Origin of the sequence: Paracoccus sediminilitoris (assembly GCF_003259195.1) — a bacterium.
In the GTDB taxonomy this organism is placed as follows: Bacteria; Pseudomonadota; Alphaproteobacteria; order Rhodobacterales; family Rhodobacteraceae; genus Paracoccus; species Paracoccus sediminilitoris.
This window is the reverse complement of record NZ_QJPK01000027.1, coordinates 30120-47209: the sequence shown is the minus strand read 5'-3', so window position 1 is coordinate 47209 and position 17090 is coordinate 30120. Positions and strand designations below refer to the sequence as shown.

Genomic DNA, 17090 nt, shown 5'->3' with positions numbered 1-17090 from the left:
CACCAATGGCCGTGGCCATGCCGCATCAGCAGCGCGTTCGTCCAGTCCAACCCAAAGCGCGCCGCCCGATAGCTGGCCTGACAGCGCCACAGGGACACGTCGGGCTGTGCCGCCAGAAACTCGTCGGACCCGTCATCGCTGGCATTGTCCACGATCAGGAAATGCGCGGCCCCCAATCGACGGTAGTGGTCAAAAAATCCCGGCAGATGCGAAATTTCATTGCGCAGCGTCGTCACGACCAAGATGTCGTCGGCTTTGATCGCCCGGGTCCGGTCGGCGATGGGCTGCAGATCGCGACGCGCCTTGATGGCGCGCCACATCAGTTCACGTCGCTTCCACCGAGCCCGATAGACCTGCCAGGCGTGGCGAAGCGGGTCAAGGCTCACTGTCGATAGTCGCCCGCCTGATGCCAGCGCCATGCATCGGCAATCATCTGCTTCATGGTGGACCGGTCCGGGGTCCAGCCAAGGTCGGTCTTGGCGCGCTGGCTGCCGCAGACCAGCTTGACGGCATCGCCGCCACGGCGCGGCCCATCGACCATCGGCACCTGGCGGTTGGTGACGTGGCGCGTGGCATCCACGACCTCGCGGACCGAGAAGCCGTCGCCGGTGCCCAGACAGAAGACGCGGCTGCCCTTGTCGGCCTGAAGCCATTCCAGACCCTTCACATGCGCATCGACCAGATCCATCACATGGACATAGTCGCGGATGCAGGTGCCGTCCGGCGTCGGGTAATCGGTGCCATGGATGGTCAGCGCCGCGCGCTTGCCGTCCACCGCATCGAGGATCAGCGGGATCAGATGCGTCTCGGGGCGGTGGAATTCGCCCACCTCACCGTCGGGATCGGCGCCCGCCACGTTGAAATAGCGGAAGATGACATGGCGCAGCCCGTGGGACGCCTCGAAATCGACCAGCATGTCCTCGATGGCGCGCTTGCTGGCACCATAGGCGTTCAGGGGCGCCTGCGGGGTATCCTCGTCCAGAACCTCGCCGTCGCGGTCGCCGTAGGTGGCGCAGGTCGAACTGAAGACGAAGTTCTTGCAACCCGCCGCAACCGCCGCCTCGATCAGGTTCAGCGAACCCGCGACGTTGTTGCGCCAGTATTTCCCCGGCTCGGCCATGGCTTCGCCCACTTGGCTGAGAGCAGCGAAATGCAGCACGGCCACGGGCTGATATTCGGCGAATGCCGCATCCAGCGCCGCGCGATCCATCAGGTCGGCCTCGACAAGCGGGCCGAACTTGACGGCATCGCGCCAGCCGGTCGTCAGGTTGTCCAGGGTGACAGGGGTATATCCCGCCTGCGACAGGGCCTTGCAGGCGTGCGAGCCGATATAGCCCGCACCGCCCGTGACCAGAACGTACTTGGTCATAAAGTTTACTCGGCCGCGCGGTTCGTGGACATGACGTGATGCAGGTATTGGGCGAATTCGTCGCGCAGTTCCTCGCGCTCCAGGCCGAAGGCGACGGTGGCCTGCAGGAAGCCCGCCTTGGACCCGCAATCGAAGCGCTGGCCGCGGAAGCGCAGGCCGAAGACGTCGCGTCCAGCCTCGATCTCCTCGGCGATGGCGTCGGTCAGCTGGATTTCACCACCGGCACCCTGCTTCAGCTTGTTCAGGTTCTTCATGACGGTCGGGGCCAGGATATAGCGGCCGATGACTGCAAGGTTCGACGGCTGCGTGCCCATCGCGGGCTTTTCGACCATGCCCTTGGCGCGGACGATGGCGCCCATATCCTCGGCCACGTCCAGAACGCCATAGGCCGAGGCCTTCTCGGGGGCGACCTCCATGGTGGCGACCATGCTGCCGCCGGTCTCGCCATAGGCTTCGATCATCTGCTGCAGGCAGGGCGGCTCGCCCTGGATGACGTCATCGGTCAGCACGACGGCGAAGGGCTCGTCATCGGACAGCAGGCGACGGGCGCACCACACGGCATGGCCGAGGCCCAGCGCCTTGTGCTGACGGATATAGGCGATGGCGCCCGAATCCATGTTGGTCTGGCGCAGAGTTTCCAGCAGCTTGTCCTTGCCGGCCTTCTTCAGGTTCGATTCCAGCTCGTGCGAGTGGTCGAAATAATCTTCCAGCGCGCCCTTGCCCCGCGAGGTGACAAAGATGAATTCCTTGATCCCGGCGGCGCGGGCCTCGTCGATCGCGTATTGGATCAGCGGCTTGTCGACCAGGGACAGGATTTCCTTCGGAATGCTCTTCGTGGCGGGAAGGAAGCGTGTTCCCAAACCCGCGACCGGAAAGATGGCTTTTGTAACCTTGCGACCCATTTCAACTACCTCTGATAACGTGACGGACCAGGCGGCCGCCCTAATTGCAGCCACTGCACTACACGCAGGGGCCCGAATTTCAATAGACAGACTATATTCTAGGCAGTTACCCGCCAAGCCATTCTGCCGGAATGCTACAAATGTTTAACATTTATCGCCCAAGGGAACGGCAGTGTTGATGGCAGGCTGTCACTGAAGACCCATATCGGACATCATCTGTTCAAGCCGCCCAACATCCTGCGGGTTGTTCAGTTCCCAGAATTGACGCCCCCGGGCCTCGACCTTGACGCAAAGGACAGGTCGGCCGCGTTCCAGAAAGCGCAGCTGCTCCAGCCCCTCCAGCTTTTCCAGCGTGCCTTCCGGCCAGGTCGCATAGGCCGCAAGCGCCGCGGGGCGATAGGCATAGACGCCCACGTGATGAAAGACCGGGCTGTCGGCATCGTCGTCGATGTCGCCCGGCACGAAGGGCACGACTTCCTTCGAGAAATAGAGCGCCTGCCCGTCATGCCCGAAGACCGCCGTGGTGCCGCCCACGCGACCGGCATGGCGATCGGCGATCAGGTCGGCGCGCATCCGGCCCGAACAGCGCAGGACCGGCGTGGCCACCTGGGCCTCGGGGGCGGCGCGCAGGCCCGCGACCAGATCCTCGACGAACCAGGCGGGGGTCAGCGGCGCGTCGCCCTGCAGGTTCACGACGATCTCGGGGGTGATGCCCAGATTGGCGATCGCCTCGGCACAGCGTTCGGTGCCGTTGCGGCATTCGGCGCTGGTCATCACGACCTGGGCGCCGAAGTCTTCGGCATGGTCGCGGATGCGGTCGTCATCGGTGGCGACGACCACAAGGTCCACGCCGGACACCGCCATGGCCGCATCCCAGCTGCGCCGGATCAGGCTGCGCGCCGCGCCGCCCGCCCCGCGCAGTTCGACCAGCGGCTTGCCCGGATAGCGTGTCGAGGCATGGCGGGCGGGGATGACGATGACGACGGACATCTCACGACTTCGCCAGCAGGACGCCGGGGGCATAGGCGATGAAGAAGGGGTTCTCGAAGCCCGGCTTGCCATAGACGAAGGTGCTGTGGTCGTCGAAACGTACCATCTCGCCGCCCGCGCCGCGCAGGACGGCGTCACCGGCGGCCGTGTCCCATTCCATCGTCCGCCCCAGCCGCGGATAGAGATCCGCCTCGCCCGTGGCGACCAGGCAGAATTTCAGCGACGACCCGGCGCTGGTCATGTCGCGCACCGCATATTGGCCGATATAGGCGTCGGTGGCCGCATCGCGATGCGACTTGGAGGCCACGACCAGCAGTGCGCGGTTGTCGGGCATGGCGTTGACGCCGATCGGCTCGACCTTGCCGGGGGCCTCGCCGAAGGGGGCCTTCTCCTCGACCGACATGCCGTCGGCGCTGGTATAGAACAGGCGGTTCTTGGCGGGGGCATAGACCACGCCCCGGACCGGAACGCCGTTTTCGACATAGGCGATGTTGACGGTGAAATCGCCGCGGCGCTGGACGAATTCCTTGGTGCCGTCCAGGGGATCGACGATCAGGAAGGTGGACAGCGACTGGCCATGGGTGTCGGCCTGCTCCTCGGTCACCAGGGCGATGTCGGGAAAGGCCTCGCGCAGGCCGGCCGAGATGATCGCATCGGCGGCCTCATCGGCCTCGGTCACGGGCGAATCGTCGGCCTTGGTGCGGGTCTCGAAATCATCAGACTGATAGATTTCCATGATCCGCTCGCCTGCCAGCAGGGCAAGGCGGCGCATTTCGGTGGTCAATCGGTCGAATTGCATTCACTTTCCTTTACGTGGCGGGGCCGGTCCGGCCATGCCGGATTGTCTGAGTGTGCTGCCATCCTTATGCTGTGCCGGGGGAATATCGGCAAGCACCGCCACCGTGGCAGCCCCGATGCTGCGACAATCCCGCATCAATTCAAGGCCAAGGGGTCGGAATGCTGTTCAAGCAACGTCAAAGCCGCAACATGGCCCAGGCCGCCTTCACGACGCTGGCCCTGATCTATCACCAGACCGTCTACAACCTGCGGACCGAACACCGAAACGCGGCGGTCGGGCTGCTGCTGACCATCGTCCAGACATCGCTGTTCATGCTGGTCTTCCTGGCGCTTTATGCGCTGGTGGGCATCAAGACGGCGCCGCTGCGGGGCGACTTCCTCCTTTATATCATGTCGGGCATCTTCGTCTTCATGCTGCATGTGCAGGCGGTGGGGGCGGTGTCGGCCAGCCATTCCGTCTCATCGGGGATCATCAAGCACGAACCGCTGAACGCGGCGGTGCTGATCTCGGGAGCGGCGCTGGCGATCCTCTACAAGCAGGCGATCAGCATCATCGTGCTGCTGCTGGCCTATCACGTGCTGTTCAAGCCGATCACCATCTATGACCCCCTGGGCGCGGCGGCGCTGTTCCTGCTGGCCTGGTTTTCGGGGTGCTGCGTGGGGCTGGTCTTTCTGGGGATCAGGCCCTGGTCGCCCGCCACCGCCAAGGTGCTGACGACGCTGTACCAGCGGGTGAACATGTTCGCCTCGGGCAAGTTCTTCGTGGCCAACACCATGCCGAACTTCATCCTGCCCTGGTTCATCTGGAACCCGCTGTTCCACCTGATCGACCAGGAACGCGGCTTCCTGTTCATCAACTATTCGCCGCACAAGACGGTGCTTCTGTATCCGCTGTGGTTTTCCATCGCGATGCTGATGATCGGGCTCCTGATCAACTTCACCACCCGCAAGCACGAATCGATCAGCTGGGCCGCCACGCAGTAGGATTGCCCCCCCGCGAGGCCGCAAAAGGCGGCACAGGGGGCCGATTTTGCGCTGCCGCGGTGCTTGCGGGGCTGAATTGCATCCCTATATACACCCCCGAAGCAGTCCGGAGGTTCCGGGCCTAATTCAAAGCAAGGGATCGGGCCGCGGGGGCCAAAACGGACCCGAGGCTCACAATATCGCCGCAAGAGAGGTTATATTCATATGTCTAAAGTCATCGGCATCGACCTTGGCACCACCAACAGCTGCGTGGCCATCATGGACGGCAGCCAGCCCAAGGTCATCGAAAACAGCGAAGGCGCACGCACCACGCCCTCGATCGTGGGTTTCACGGATGGCGAACGTCTGGTCGGCCAGCCCGCCAAGCGTCAGGCCGTGACGAACCCCAGCAACACCGTCTTTGCCGTCAAGCGCCTGATCGGCCGTCGCATCGGTGACGAAGCCGTAGAAAAAGACCGCAAGCTGGTTCCCTACAGCATTGTCGATGGCGGCAATGGCGACGCATGGGTCCAGGTCAAGGATGAGAACTACTCTCCTTCGCAGGTCAGCGCGATGATCCTTCAGAAGATGAAGGAAACCGCCGAATCCTATCTGGGCGAGACCGTGACCCAGGCCGTGATCACCGTTCCGGCCTATTTCAACGACGCCCAGCGTCAGGCCACCAAGGATGCGGGCAAGATCGCCGGCCTTGAAGTCCTGCGCATCATCAACGAGCCGACCGCGGCTGCCCTGGCCTATGGCCTAGACAAGAAAGAGACCAAGACCATCGCGGTCTATGACCTTGGCGGCGGTACCTTCGACATCACCATCCTGGAAATCGACGACGGCCTGTTCGAGGTCAAGTCGACCAACGGCGACACCTTCCTGGGTGGCGAAGACTTCGACATGCGGATCGTCAACTATCTGGCTGACGAGTTCAAGAAAGAGCATGGCGTCGACCTGACCAAGGACAAGATGGCCCTTCAGCGCCTGAAGGAAGCCGCCGAGAAGGCCAAGATCGAACTGTCCAGCAGCAGCCAGACCGAGATCAACCAGCCCTTCATCAGCATGGGCTCGAACGGCCAGCCGCTGCACATGGTCATGAAACTGACCCGCGCCAAGCTGGAAAGCCTTGTCGCCGACCTGATCAAGCGCACCATGAAGCCCGTCCAAGACGCGCTGAAGGATGCTGGCTGCGCCAAGGGCGAGATCGACGAGATCGTTCTGGTCGGCGGCATGACCCGCATGCCCAAGGTCGTGCAGGAAGTGACCGAATTCTTTGGCAAGGAACCCCACAAGGGCGTGAACCCCGACGAGGTCGTGGCACTGGGCGCCGCGATTCAGGCCGGCGTGCTGCAGGGTGACGTCAAGGACGTGGTTCTGCTGGACGTGACGCCGCTGTCCCTGGGCATCGAGACCCTAGGTGGTGTCTTCACCCGCCTGATCGACCGCAACACGACGATCCCGACCAAGAAGTCGCAGATCTTCTCGACCGCCGAAGACAACCAGAACGCCGTGACGATCCGGGTCTTCCAGGGCGAGCGCGAGATGGCCGCCGACAACAAGATGCTGGGTCAGTTCAACCTGGAGGATATCCCGCCCGCACCGCGCGGCATGCCCCAGATCGAGGTGACCTTCGACATCGACGCCAACGGCATCGTCTCGGTTTCGGCCAAGGACAAGGGCACCGGCAAGGAACAGAACATCACCATCCAGGCTTCGGGCGGTCTGACCGACGAAGACATCCAGCGGATGGTCGATGATGCGGAGTCCAATGCCGAGGCCGACAAGAACCGTCGCGAACTGGTCGAGGCCCGCAACCAGGCCGAAAGCCTGATCCATTCGACCAAGAAGTCGCTGGCCGATCATGGCGACAAGGTTGACAGCTCGACCGTCGAAGCCATCGAACTGGCCATCGGCGCCTTGGAAGAAGCCCTGAAATCCGAGGACTCGGGCAAGATCCGCTCGGGCATCCAGAACGTCATGGACGCCTCGATGCGCTTGGGTGAGGCCATCTACAAGGCCCAGGAAGGCAACGACGACGCCGGCTCGTCCGAGGATACCGAACGCGAGGTTGACGAGGATATCGTGGACGCCGATTTCGAAGATCTGGGCGAAGACAAGAAGCGCGGCTGATCGGGGCCGACTCTCAAAAAGGGGCCGGTCTGCTTTCGCGGACCGGCCCGCGTTTTTTGGGACAATTGAACAGGACGACACATGAGCAAGCGTTGCTATTACGAGGTGCTCGGGGTCAGCCGCGGGGCTTCGGCCGACGAGATCAAGAAGGCCTATCGCACCAAGGCCAAGGAATTGCATCCCGACCGCAACCCGGACGACGCCTCGGCCGAGGCCCGCTTCAAGGAAGCGAACGAGGCCTATGACTGCCTGAAGGACGACCAGAAGAAATCCGCCTATGACCGCTTCGGCCATGCCGCCTTCGAAGGTGGCGGCGGCGGATTCGGTGGTGGCTTCGGCGGTCGCGGCGGTGCCGGCCAAGGCGATTTCGGATCGGCCTTCGCGGATGTCTTCGAAGATCTTTTCGGCGACATGATGGGCGGACGTCGCGCAGGCGGCGGCGGTCGGTCGCGCGCGCAGCGCGGTCAGGACCTGCGCTATAACCTGCGGGTGTCGCTGGAAGACGCCTATGTCGGCGTGCAAAAGCCGATCACGGTCAAGGGCTCGGCGGCCTGCGACGAATGCGACGGCACGGGCGCCGAGGGCGCGACCCAGCCCGCAACCTGTCCGACCTGCGCGGGCATGGGCAAGGTTCGTGCGCAGCAGGGCTTCTTTACCGTCGAACGCGCCTGCCCCACCTGCGGCGGCGCCGGCCAGATCATCAAGAACCCCTGCAAGGCCTGCCATGGCGCGGGGCGCACGGAACGCGAACGCACGCTGTCGGTGAACATCCCGGCCGGTGTCGAGACCGGCACCCGCATCCGCCTTGCCGGCGAGGGCGAGGCCGGGCTGCGCGGCGGGCCTGCTGGCGACCTCTACATCTTCGTCGAGGTTCAGGAACACGCGATCTTCCTGCGCGATGGCAAGATGCTGGCCTGCCAGGTGCCCGTCAGCATGGCCACTGCCGCCCTTGGCGGCGAGGTCGAGGTGCCGACGATCGATGGCGGTCGCGCCAAGGTCAAGGTGCCGGCGGGCAGCCAGACCGGACGCCAGATGCGTCTGCGCGGCAAGGGCATGCCGCCCCTGCGCCATGGTGCCGGTGCCGGCGGAGAGCTGGGCGACATGCTGATCGAGCTGACGGTGGAAACCCCCGTGAACCTGACCGCCCGCCAGCGTGAATTGCTGCGCGAGTTCGAGGAGCAGAAGGCCGACAACAGTCCCCAGTCCGACGGATTTTTCGACAAGGTCCGCAGCTTCTGGGACGGGATGACCCGCTGATCGCGGTTTAACCCTTTGTTTACCGATCGGGCCCATGTTTGCGGGCATGGACCCGAATCGCTCCTTTGGCGAAATGCCCCTGCCCCTGTTCGCCCCCGCACCTGACGACGTGGTGCAGGCGGTCTCGACACGCGGCAAGACGACCCCCTCTTATCTGGCCGATCACCGCGCGCGGCTGCGCGACCGCTTCATGCAGGGCGGCGCCGCTGCCATGCCCGATTACGAGATGCTGGAACTGATCCTGTTCCGCGCCATCCCCCGGCAGGACGTGAAACCGCTGGCCCGCCGCCTGATCGAAGCCTTCGGCGATTTCAACCGCGTGTTGACCGCCACCCCTGCGCGACTGCAGGCCATCGACGGCGTGGGCCCCGCGGTGGTGACAGAACTGAAGATCATCGAGGCCGCCGCCCAACGCCTGGCCCGAGCCCGCGTCATGCACCGTCCCGTGCTGTCCAGCTGGCAGGATCTGCTGGATTACTGCCACACCGCCATGGCCCATCGGGAGATCGAGCAGTTCCGCGTCCTGTATCTGGACCGCAAGAACGTCCTGATCGCGGATGAGGAGCAGGCCCGCGGCACCGTCGATCACGTCCCCGTCTATCCGCGCGAGATCATTCGCCGGGCGCTGGAGCTGAATGCCTCGGCGCTCATTCTGGTGCATAACCACCCCTCGGGTGATCCGACGCCCTCGGATTCGGACATCACCATGACGACCCGCATCGCGCAGGCCGCCGAAAGCATGTCCATCACCATCCACGATCACCTGATCATCGGCAAATCGCGCGAACTCAGTTTCCGTTCCGAAGGCCTGCTGTAACCGGAACGTGGTGCATTTGCGACAGATGCGGCGAAATGCGCCGGTTTGTTCCGGGTTACAGTCTGGACTGACATGAATTTGAACGGTAGAACCGCGACGCGAAGGCTGCGTCTTGGACGTGGCCCGGAATGTCGTATCGGCCTGAATTTCGGCCCGAATTGGAGTATGACCCGTGTCCCACGCAGATGACCACGTAGGCACCCGGAGGGATTTCCTCTATTATGCCGCGGCGGGCGCAGGCACGGTGGCCGCCGGTGCCGCCGCCTGGACGCTTGTGAACCAGATGAACCCCTCGGCTGATGTCCAGGCCCTTGCCTCGATCCCGGTCGATGTCAGCGGCGTGGCCGAAGGATCGCAGATCACCGTCCTGTTCCTGGGCAAGCCGGTCTTCATCCGTCGCCGCACCGCCGAGGAAATCGAGGCCGGACGCGCGGTCGAACTGAACGAACTGGTCGACCAGAACGCGCAGAACCCCAATCTTCCCGCGGACCAGCCCGCCACCGACGAAAACCGCACCCTGGACGAGGCCGGCGAATGGCTGGTCCAGATCGGCGTCTGCACCCATCTGGGCTGCGTGCCGATCGGGGATGGTGCGGGTGATTTCGGTGGCTGGTACTGTCCGTGCCACGGCAGCCACTATGATACGGCAGGCCGCATCCGCCGGGGTCCCGCGCCCCAGAACATGCATATTCCCGTGGCGTCGTTCATCAACGACACCACCATCCAGCTGGGCTGAGGAGGGTTCTCATGGCCGGAATTCCGCACGACCATTATCAGCCCAAATCGGGCTTCGAACGCTGGCTGCACCGTCGTCTGCCGGTGGCCGGACTGCTCTATGACACGCTTGTCATCCCGACCCCCAAGAACCTCAACTGGATGTGGATCTGGGGCATCGTCCTGACCTTCTGCCTGGCGCTGCAGATCATCACCGGCATCGTGCTGGTCATGCACTACACGCCCCATGTCGACATGGCCTTCGCCAGCGTCGAACATATCATGCGCAACGTGAACGGCGGCTATATGCTGCGTTACCTGCATGCGAACGGCGCGTCGCTGTTCTTCGTGGCCGTTTACCTGCACATCTTCCGCAGCCTGTATTACGGCAGCTACAAGGCCCCGCGCGAGGTGACCTGGATCGTCGGCATGCTGATCTATCTGCTGATGATGGCCACGGCCTTCATGGGCTACGTGCTGCCTTGGGGTCAGATGTCCTTCTGGGGCGCGACCGTGATCACCGGACTGTTTGGTGCCATTCCGGGCATCGGTGAATCGCTGCAGACCTGGCTCTTGGGCGGACCAGCCGTCGGCAACGCGACGCTGAACCGCTTCTTCTCGCTACACTACCTGCTGCCCTTCGTCATCGCGGGCCTGGTGATCGTCCACATCTGGGCCTTCCACTCGACCGGCAACAACAACCCGACTGGCATCGAGGTCCGCCGCGGTTCGAAAGAAGAAGCGCAGAAGGACACCCTGCCCTTCTGGCCCTATTTCGTGATCAAGGACCTCTTGGCGCTGGCCGTCATCATGGTCGTCTTCTTCGCGATCGTCGGCTTCATGCCGAACTATCTGGGCCACCCCGACAACTATATCGAGGCGAACGCGCTTGCGACGCCTGCCCATATCGTTCCCGAATGGTACTTCCTGCCCTTCTACGCGATCCTGCGCGCCTTCGACGGCGATGTCTGGGCCGTGCAGCTGGTCCAGTTCCTGTCCTTCGGCATCGTCGACGCCAAGTTCTTCGGCGTGCTGGCGATGTTCGGTGCGATCATCGTCATGGCGCTGGTGCCTTGGCTCGACACCTCGCGCGTGCGTTCGGGCCGTTACCGCCCGCAATTCAAGTGGTGGTTCTGGCTGCTGGCCGTCGATTTCGTCGTGCTGATGTGGGTCGGCGCCATGCCGACCACGGGTCCCTACCCCTATATCGCGCTGCTGGCCTCGACCTATTGGTTCGCCTACTTCCTGGTCATCCTGCCGCTTCTGGGCGTCATCGAGAAGCCCGAGCCGATGCCGGCCACGATCGAGGAAGACTTCAACGCGCATTACAGCGCCAAGGCGACACCGGCCGAGTAAGGAGAGCCAAGGAATGACCCTGAGAACCAAGACGCTCACGGCCGCATTGGCCCTGACGATCTCTGCGACCGGCTTCGCGCTGGCGCAGGAGGCCACCACGACCACGGTGCCGATGCAGCCGGCGGATGCCGAACAGGCACCCGCCGAAGGCACCACCTTCGTCGCAACGCCCTCCGAGACCGCGGCCGAAACCGCAACCACCGAGGCTGCTGCGGAAGACCCCGCAGCGGCCGAGCCCGAGGCCGAAGCCGGGGCCGAACCTGCCGAAGGCGAGGCCGAGCATGCAGATGCCGGTCACGCCGAAGAAGGGGGCGACCACGGCGCTGCCCATATCGAGGATATCGATTTCAGCTTCGAAGGCCCCTTCGGCAGCTATGACCAGTTCCAGCTGCAGCGCGGCCTTCAGGTCTATACCGAGGTCTGCTCGGCCTGCCACGGCATGAAATTCGTCCCGATCCGCACCCTGTCCGATGAAGGCGGCCCCGGCCTGCCCGAGGATCAGGTCCGCGCCTATGCCGCGATGCTTCTGCCCATCTTGGACGAAGCCACCGGCGAGGAGCGCGACCGCGTGGCCACCGACCACTTCCCGACCATCTCGGGCATGGGCATGGGTCCCGACCTGTCGCTGATGGCCAAGGCACGTGCGGGCTTTCACGGCCCCGTCGGCCTGGGGATCAACCAGCTGGTCAAGGGCATCGGCGGCCCGGAATACATCCACGCCGTCCTGACCGGTTACACCGGTGAGGAAAAGGAAGAGGCCGGTTCGGTCCTTTACGGCAATACCGCCTTCCCCGGTGGCTGGATCGGCATGCCGCCCCCGCTGTCGGAAGACCGCGTGACCTATGCCGACGGCACGGCGGCGACCGTCGACCAGATGTCGACCGACGTCTCGGCCTTCCTGATGTGGACTGCCGAGCCAAAGATGATGGACCGCAAGTCCGTGGGCCTTGTCGCCGTGCTGTTCCTGCTGATCCTCAGCGCATTGCTGTATCTGGTGAACAAGCGCCTCTGGGCACCCCACAAGGGCAAGCTGAAGCACTGATCGCCGGCGATCATCCCGACCTGAACGAACGCGCCCCGCAACGGGCGCGTTTTTTCGTCTCTGGACAAGGGACCGCCCCCTCGGTCAGATGTCGCCCGTCGAACGGAGGAGACGGCCATGGCGATCTGGAATCTGGGGTCCATCAATATCGACCGGGTCTATCGGCTGGACAGCCTGCCGCTGCCCGGGGAAACGCTGACGTCGCGCAGTCATGATTCGGGCCTGGGCGGCAAGGGCGCGAACCAATCGGTCGCGGCGGCCTGCGCGGGCGCGGTGACGCATCACCTAGGCGCCATGGGATCTGGCGATGACTGGGTGATCGAGCGGCTGGCCGAAAAAGGTGTCGGCACAGATCACGTCGCACGGATGGACGATCAGGTCACGGGCCACGCCATCATCATGGTCGATGCTCATGCCGAAAACGCCATCGTCATTCATCCCGGTGCGAACCGCGCCATTGGCGACGACCGTCTGGCGCAGGCGCTGGCAGGGATTGGGGCGTCCGACACACTGCTGATGCAGAACGAGACCAACGGTCAGGTCGCGGCCGCACAAGCGGCGCAGGTCGCGGGCGCGCGGGTGATCTATTCCGCCGCGCCCTTCGACCTGCAGGCCGTCCGCCAGATCCTGAACCATGTCACCATTCTGGCCATGAACGAAGGCGAGGCCGCGCAGCTGTTCGCCGCCATGCCCGGCGATCTGCCGGTGCAGGGCCTGCTGATCACGCGCGGATCGAAGGGGGCTGAATACCGCGACCTGACGACAGGCAGGACGCATGAACAGGCATCATTCAAGGTGACGCCGGTGGACACGACAGGCGCGGGCGACACTTTCGCGGGCTATTTCGCCGCCGGTCTGGACGCGGGGCTGGCAATCCCCGACGCGCTGCGCCGCGCATCGGCGGCGGCGGCGCTGCAGGTGACGCGGCCGGGGTCGGGCGATGCCATCCCCACCGCCGCCGAGGTCGATGCCTTTCTGGACGCTCAGTCCTGACCGATGCGCCCGCGCAGGCCGCCGGTCTGCGCGCGGTCCATCAGCAGATGGTCCAGCAACACGCAGGCGGCCATCGCCTCGGCCACCGGGACGGCGCGGATGCCGACGCAGGGGTCGTGGCGGCCCTTAGTGATGACCTCGATCTCTTCGCCGCGCGAATTGATCGACCGGCGGGGCGTCGTGATCGAGCTGGTTGGCTTGATCGAAAACCGCACCACAATGTCCTGACCGGTGGAAATCCCGCCCAAGATACCGCCCGCATGGTTCGACAGGAACATAGGGCCGTCTTCGCCCATGCGGATCTCGTCAGCATTGTCGACGCCGGTCAGGCCGGCGGCGGCCATGCCCTCGCCGATCTCGACGCCCTTGACGGCGTTGATCGACATCATCGCGGCGGCCAGATCGGTGTCCAGCTTCGCATAGACCGGCGCGCCAAGCCCCGGCGGGCAATGCCGCACCAGCACCTCGATCGCGGCGCCGACGCTGTTCCGGTCCTTGCGGATGCCGTCAAGGTAATCGGACCAGGCCTCGACCGCGCCCGCATCGGGCAAAAAGAACGGGTTGCCGTCGATCGCGTCGGCATCAAAGCGGTCGCGGTCCAGATGCAGCGCACCCATCTGCACCATGTATCCGATGATTTGCATGTCGGGGGCCAGCTTGGCCAGAACCGCATGGGCCACGGCCCCCGCCGCCACCCGCGCCGCCGTTTCGCGGGCCGATGACCGGCCGCCGCCGCGATAATCGCGCACCCCGTATTTCAGGTGATAGCTGATATCGGCATGGCCGGGGCGAAAGCTGGTGGCGATGTCGCCGTAATCCTTGGACCGCTGGTCGGTATTCTCGATCATCAGCTGGATCGCGGTGCCGGTCGTCACACCCTCGAAGACGCCGGACAGGATGCGGACCTGGTCGGCCTCGCGCCGTTGGGTGGTGTGCTTGCTGGTGCCGGGGCGGCGGCGGTCCATGAAGCGCTGGATGTAATCCTCGGACAGGAGGACGCCGGGGGGGACGCCGTCGACGGTCGCGCCCAGGGCGGGCCCGTGGCTTTCGCCCCAGGTGGTGAAACGGAATTCGCGGCCGAAGGTATTGTAGCTCATGGTCCGGCGTCCTCGGTCAGGGCTTTCAGGGTATAGACCAGATCCAGCGCCTCGCGCGGGGTCAGGCTGTCGGGATGCACCGCTTTCAGCGCGGCGTCCAGCGGGGATGATTTCGCAGGCGCAGGGGCGGGCGGGGCTGCGCGGAACAGCGGCAGGTCGTCGATCAGCGCGGCGGGGCGCGCCGCCCCCTGCCGTTCGCCCGATTCCAGCGCGTCCAGAACCTGCCTTGCGCGGTCCACGACCGATGCGGGCAACCCTGCCAGCCGCGCCACCTGCACGCCATAGCTGCGGTCGGCGGCACCTTTGCGGACCTCATGCAGGAAGATCACGTCCCCTTCCCATTCGCGCACCGCCACGGTGGCGTTTTCGACGCCCTCCAGCCGTGCGGTCAGGGCGGTCATTTCGTGATAATGCGTGGCGAACAGCGCACGGCAGCGGTTGGCGGCATGCAGATGCTCCATCACCGCCCAGGCGATGGAGAGCCCGTCCCAAGTGGCCGTGCCGCGCCCGATCTCGTCCAGGATCACCAGCGCGTGGTCGTCGGCCTGATTCAGGATGGCGGCGGTTTCGACCATTTCGACCATGAAGGTCGACCGGCCCCGCGCCAGATCGTCGGCGGCACCCACGCGGCTGAACAGCTGGCTGACGATGCCGATATGGGCCTGCCGCGCCGGGACAAAGGCCCCCGCCTGCGCCAGCACTGCGATCAGGGCGTTCTGGCGCAGGAAGGTCGATTTGCCCGCCATGTTGGGGCCGGTCAGCAGCCAGATGGCAGGGGTTGCGCCCTGGGTCAGGTCGCAGTCATTGGCGACAAAGCTTTCGGCCTTGCGCTTCAGGGCGCGTTCCACGACCGGATGCCGCCCGCCGGTGATGGAAAAGGCGCGGCTGTCATCGACGCGCGGACGCACCCAGCCTTCGCCCGATGCGATATCGGCAAAGGCGCCCGCCAAATCGATCTCGGCCAGCGCCCGCGCCGCCTGCCCGATAGGCCCAGCATGATCCAGCACGGCGGCGCGCAGGCGGTCGAAGATACCGCGCTCGATTTCCAGCGCGCGGTCGCGGGCGTTCAGAATGCGGGTCTCCAGCTCGGACAGCTCGACCGTGGTGAAGCGGATCTGGTTGGCGGTCGTCTGGCGGTGGATGAAGGTCTGGTTCAGCGGCGCGGCCATCATGCGTTCGGCATGGGTGGCGGTCGTTTCGATGAAATAGCCCAAGACGTTATTATGCTTAATCTTCAGACTGCCGACACCGGCCAGGGCGGCATAGTCCGCCTGCATCCCTGCGATGACGCCGCGCCCTTCGTCGCGCAACCGGCGGGTCTGGTCCAGATCCTCGTCATAGGTCTCGGCCACGAAACCGCCGTCGCGGGCCAGCAGCGGGGGCTCGGCCACCAGCGCGTCGTCCAGCAGATCGATCAGGGCGTCATGGCCCGTCAGATCACCCACCGCATCGCGCAGCACCGGCGCGGCATCTTCGGGCAGGCGTTCGGCAACGGCGGCCCCTTGGGTCAGCCCCGCCCGGATCGCCGCCAGATCGCGCGGCCCGCCGCGTTCCAGCGCCAGCCGCGACAGGGCGCGGTCCATGTCGGGCACGCGGGCCAGCGCGCTGCGCAGATCGGCCAGCAGGCGCGGATCGTCGACCAGCATGGCCACGGCCTGCTGCCGGGCATGGATCAGCGACAGATCCCGGCTTGGGGCGCTGATGCGACGTTCCAGCAAGCGCGCGCCGGGGGCCGTCACGGTACGGTCGATGGCCGCCAGCAGTGATCCCTCGCGCCCGCCGGACAGGGCCTGGGTCAGTTCCAGGTTGCGACGGGTGGCGGCGTCGATCTGCATCGCGCCGCCCGCTTGTTCACGGACAGGGTGGCGCAGCAGCGGCAGCTTGCCCTTCTGCGTCATGTCCAGGTAATCGACGATGGCGCCCATCGCGCCCTGCTCGGCCCGGGTGAATGTGCCGAAGCCGTCCAGCGTTTCGACACCGTAAAGCGCGCAAAGCCGCCTGGCCCCTGCGCCGCTGTCGAAGGCGCCGGGATGCAGGTCGGTCAGGGCGGCGCCTGCGTCCTGCACCAGCTCCTCGAATTCGTAACCGGCGGCCAGAACCTCGCGCGGGGTCAGGCGGGCCAGTTCGGGGGCCAGCCGCGCGGGCGGGCATTCCATCACCTGAAACGCCCCGGTCGAAATATCGACCCAGGCCAGCGCCCCTTCGTCGCGGACCTGCGCATAGGCGGCAAGGAAGTTGTGTCGGCGCGCCTCCAGCAGCGATTCCTCGGTCAGGGTGCCGGGGGTGACAAGGCGGACCACATCGCGGGCGACAACCGATTTCGACCCGCGCTTCTTTGCTTCGGCGGGGTCCTCCATCTGTTCGGCGATGGCCACGCGGAACCCCTTGCGGATCAGCGTCAGAAGATAGCTTTCGGCGGCATGGACCGGCACGCCGCACATCGGGATCGGTTCGCCCGCATGCGTCCCGCGTTTCGTCAGCGCGATATCCAGTGCGGCGGCGGCCTGCACGGCATCATCAAAGAACATTTCATAGAAATCGCCCATGCGATAGAACAGCAGCGCACCGGGGTTCGCCTCGCGGATCGCAAGATACTGCGCCATCATCGGGGTGGGCTGGTCGGTCATGACGGTCCTTGGGCTTCCTTCTGGCCCCC

The 17090-nt window shown here is 65.0% G+C and carries 14 protein-coding genes and 1 pseudogene; 8 read left to right on the top strand and 7 right to left on the bottom strand.

What is annotated here, in order from left to right:
• The 5 genes from DKT70_RS15430 to cysQ form a co-directional block, all read right to left on the bottom strand.
• The coding region (locus tag DKT70_RS15430; RefSeq protein WP_233490613.1) for a glycosyltransferase family 2 protein at window positions 1-320 on the bottom strand (320 nt) is incomplete at its 3' end.
• A gap of 62 nt (window positions 321-382) precedes the next feature.
• Window positions 383-1369, bottom strand: a complete 987-nt coding sequence (gene galE / locus DKT70_RS15425; RefSeq protein ID WP_111559970.1) for a UDP-glucose 4-epimerase GalE — start codon at window positions 1367-1369, stop codon at window positions 383-385.
• A gap of 5 nt (window positions 1370-1374) precedes the next feature.
• A complete protein-coding gene (locus tag DKT70_RS15420; RefSeq protein ID WP_111559969.1) occupies window positions 1375-2271 on the bottom strand; it encodes a UTP--glucose-1-phosphate uridylyltransferase in 897 nt (298 codons plus the stop codon).
• A gap of 189 nt (window positions 2272-2460) precedes the next feature.
• Window positions 2461-3261, bottom strand: a complete 801-nt coding sequence (locus DKT70_RS15415) for a 3-deoxy-manno-octulosonate cytidylyltransferase (protein WP_111559968.1) — start codon at window positions 3259-3261, stop codon at window positions 2461-2463.
• A 1-nt stretch (window position 3262) separates the two neighbouring features.
• Window positions 3263-4060 (bottom strand): 3'(2'),5'-bisphosphate nucleotidase CysQ, encoded by a 798-nt coding sequence (gene cysQ, locus DKT70_RS15410; RefSeq protein ID WP_111559967.1) that lies wholly within the window; start codon window positions 4058-4060, stop codon window positions 3263-3265.
• A gap of 158 nt (window positions 4061-4218) precedes the next feature.
• Between cysQ and DKT70_RS15405 the strand changes: the two genes are divergently transcribed.
• The 8 genes and pseudogenes from DKT70_RS15405 to DKT70_RS15370 all read left to right on the top strand — a co-directional run bounded on the left by DKT70_RS15405 (window position 4219) and on the right by DKT70_RS15370 (window position 13337).
• Window positions 4219-5043, top strand: coding sequence for an ABC transporter permease (locus DKT70_RS15405; RefSeq protein WP_233490611.1), 825 nt, complete (start codon window positions 4219-4221; stop codon window positions 5041-5043).
• A gap of 204 nt (window positions 5044-5247) precedes the next feature.
• Complete coding sequence (dnaK, locus tag DKT70_RS15400) at window positions 5248-7158, top strand: molecular chaperone DnaK (RefSeq protein ID WP_111559966.1); 1911 nt, start codon at window positions 5248-5250, stop codon at window positions 7156-7158.
• An 81-nt stretch (window positions 7159-7239) separates the two neighbouring features.
• The gene (dnaJ, locus tag DKT70_RS15395; protein WP_072297436.1) at window positions 7240-8415 is read left to right on the top strand and encodes a molecular chaperone DnaJ; all 1176 of its coding nucleotides are present in this window, start codon (window positions 7240-7242) and stop codon (window positions 8413-8415) included.
• Window positions 8416-8461: 46 nt separating this feature from the next.
• Window positions 8462-9232, top strand: coding sequence for a RadC family protein (radC, locus tag DKT70_RS15390; protein ID WP_199559625.1), 771 nt, complete (start codon window positions 8462-8464; stop codon window positions 9230-9232).
• 172 nt (window positions 9233-9404) lie between these two features.
• Window positions 9405-9968 carry a ubiquinol-cytochrome c reductase iron-sulfur subunit gene (petA, locus tag DKT70_RS15385; RefSeq protein ID WP_072297434.1) on the top strand — a complete coding sequence of 188 codons (564 nt, stop codon included), beginning with the start codon at window positions 9405-9407 and terminating at the stop codon, window positions 9966-9968.
• Between the two features lie 11 nt (window positions 9969-9979).
• The gene (petB, locus tag DKT70_RS15380; RefSeq protein WP_108503209.1) at window positions 9980-11302 is read left to right on the top strand and encodes a cytochrome b; all 1323 of its coding nucleotides are present in this window, start codon (window positions 9980-9982) and stop codon (window positions 11300-11302) included.
• A gap of 319 nt (window positions 11303-11621) precedes the next feature.
• Window positions 11622-12344, top strand: a pseudogene (locus DKT70_RS15375) (cytochrome c1); the annotation flags it as partial.
• Between the two features lie 117 nt (window positions 12345-12461).
• On the top strand, window positions 12462-13337 hold the full coding sequence (locus tag DKT70_RS15370; RefSeq protein WP_111559964.1) for a ribokinase: 876 nt from the start codon (window positions 12462-12464) through the stop codon (window positions 13335-13337).
• Here the strand turns inward: DKT70_RS15370 and aroC are convergent.
• Together aroC and mutS are read right to left on the bottom strand one after the other, a co-directional pair.
• Window positions 13328-14434, bottom strand: coding sequence for a chorismate synthase (gene aroC, locus DKT70_RS15365; RefSeq protein ID WP_111559963.1), 1107 nt, complete (start codon window positions 14432-14434; stop codon window positions 13328-13330). The genes DKT70_RS15370 and aroC overlap by 10 nt on opposite strands.
• Complete coding sequence (gene mutS / locus DKT70_RS15360; RefSeq protein ID WP_111559962.1) at window positions 14431-17061, bottom strand: DNA mismatch repair protein MutS; 2631 nt, start codon at window positions 17059-17061, stop codon at window positions 14431-14433. Before mutS ends, aroC begins: the two co-directional genes overlap by 4 nt.
• Window positions 17062-17090: the final 29 nt, after the last annotated feature.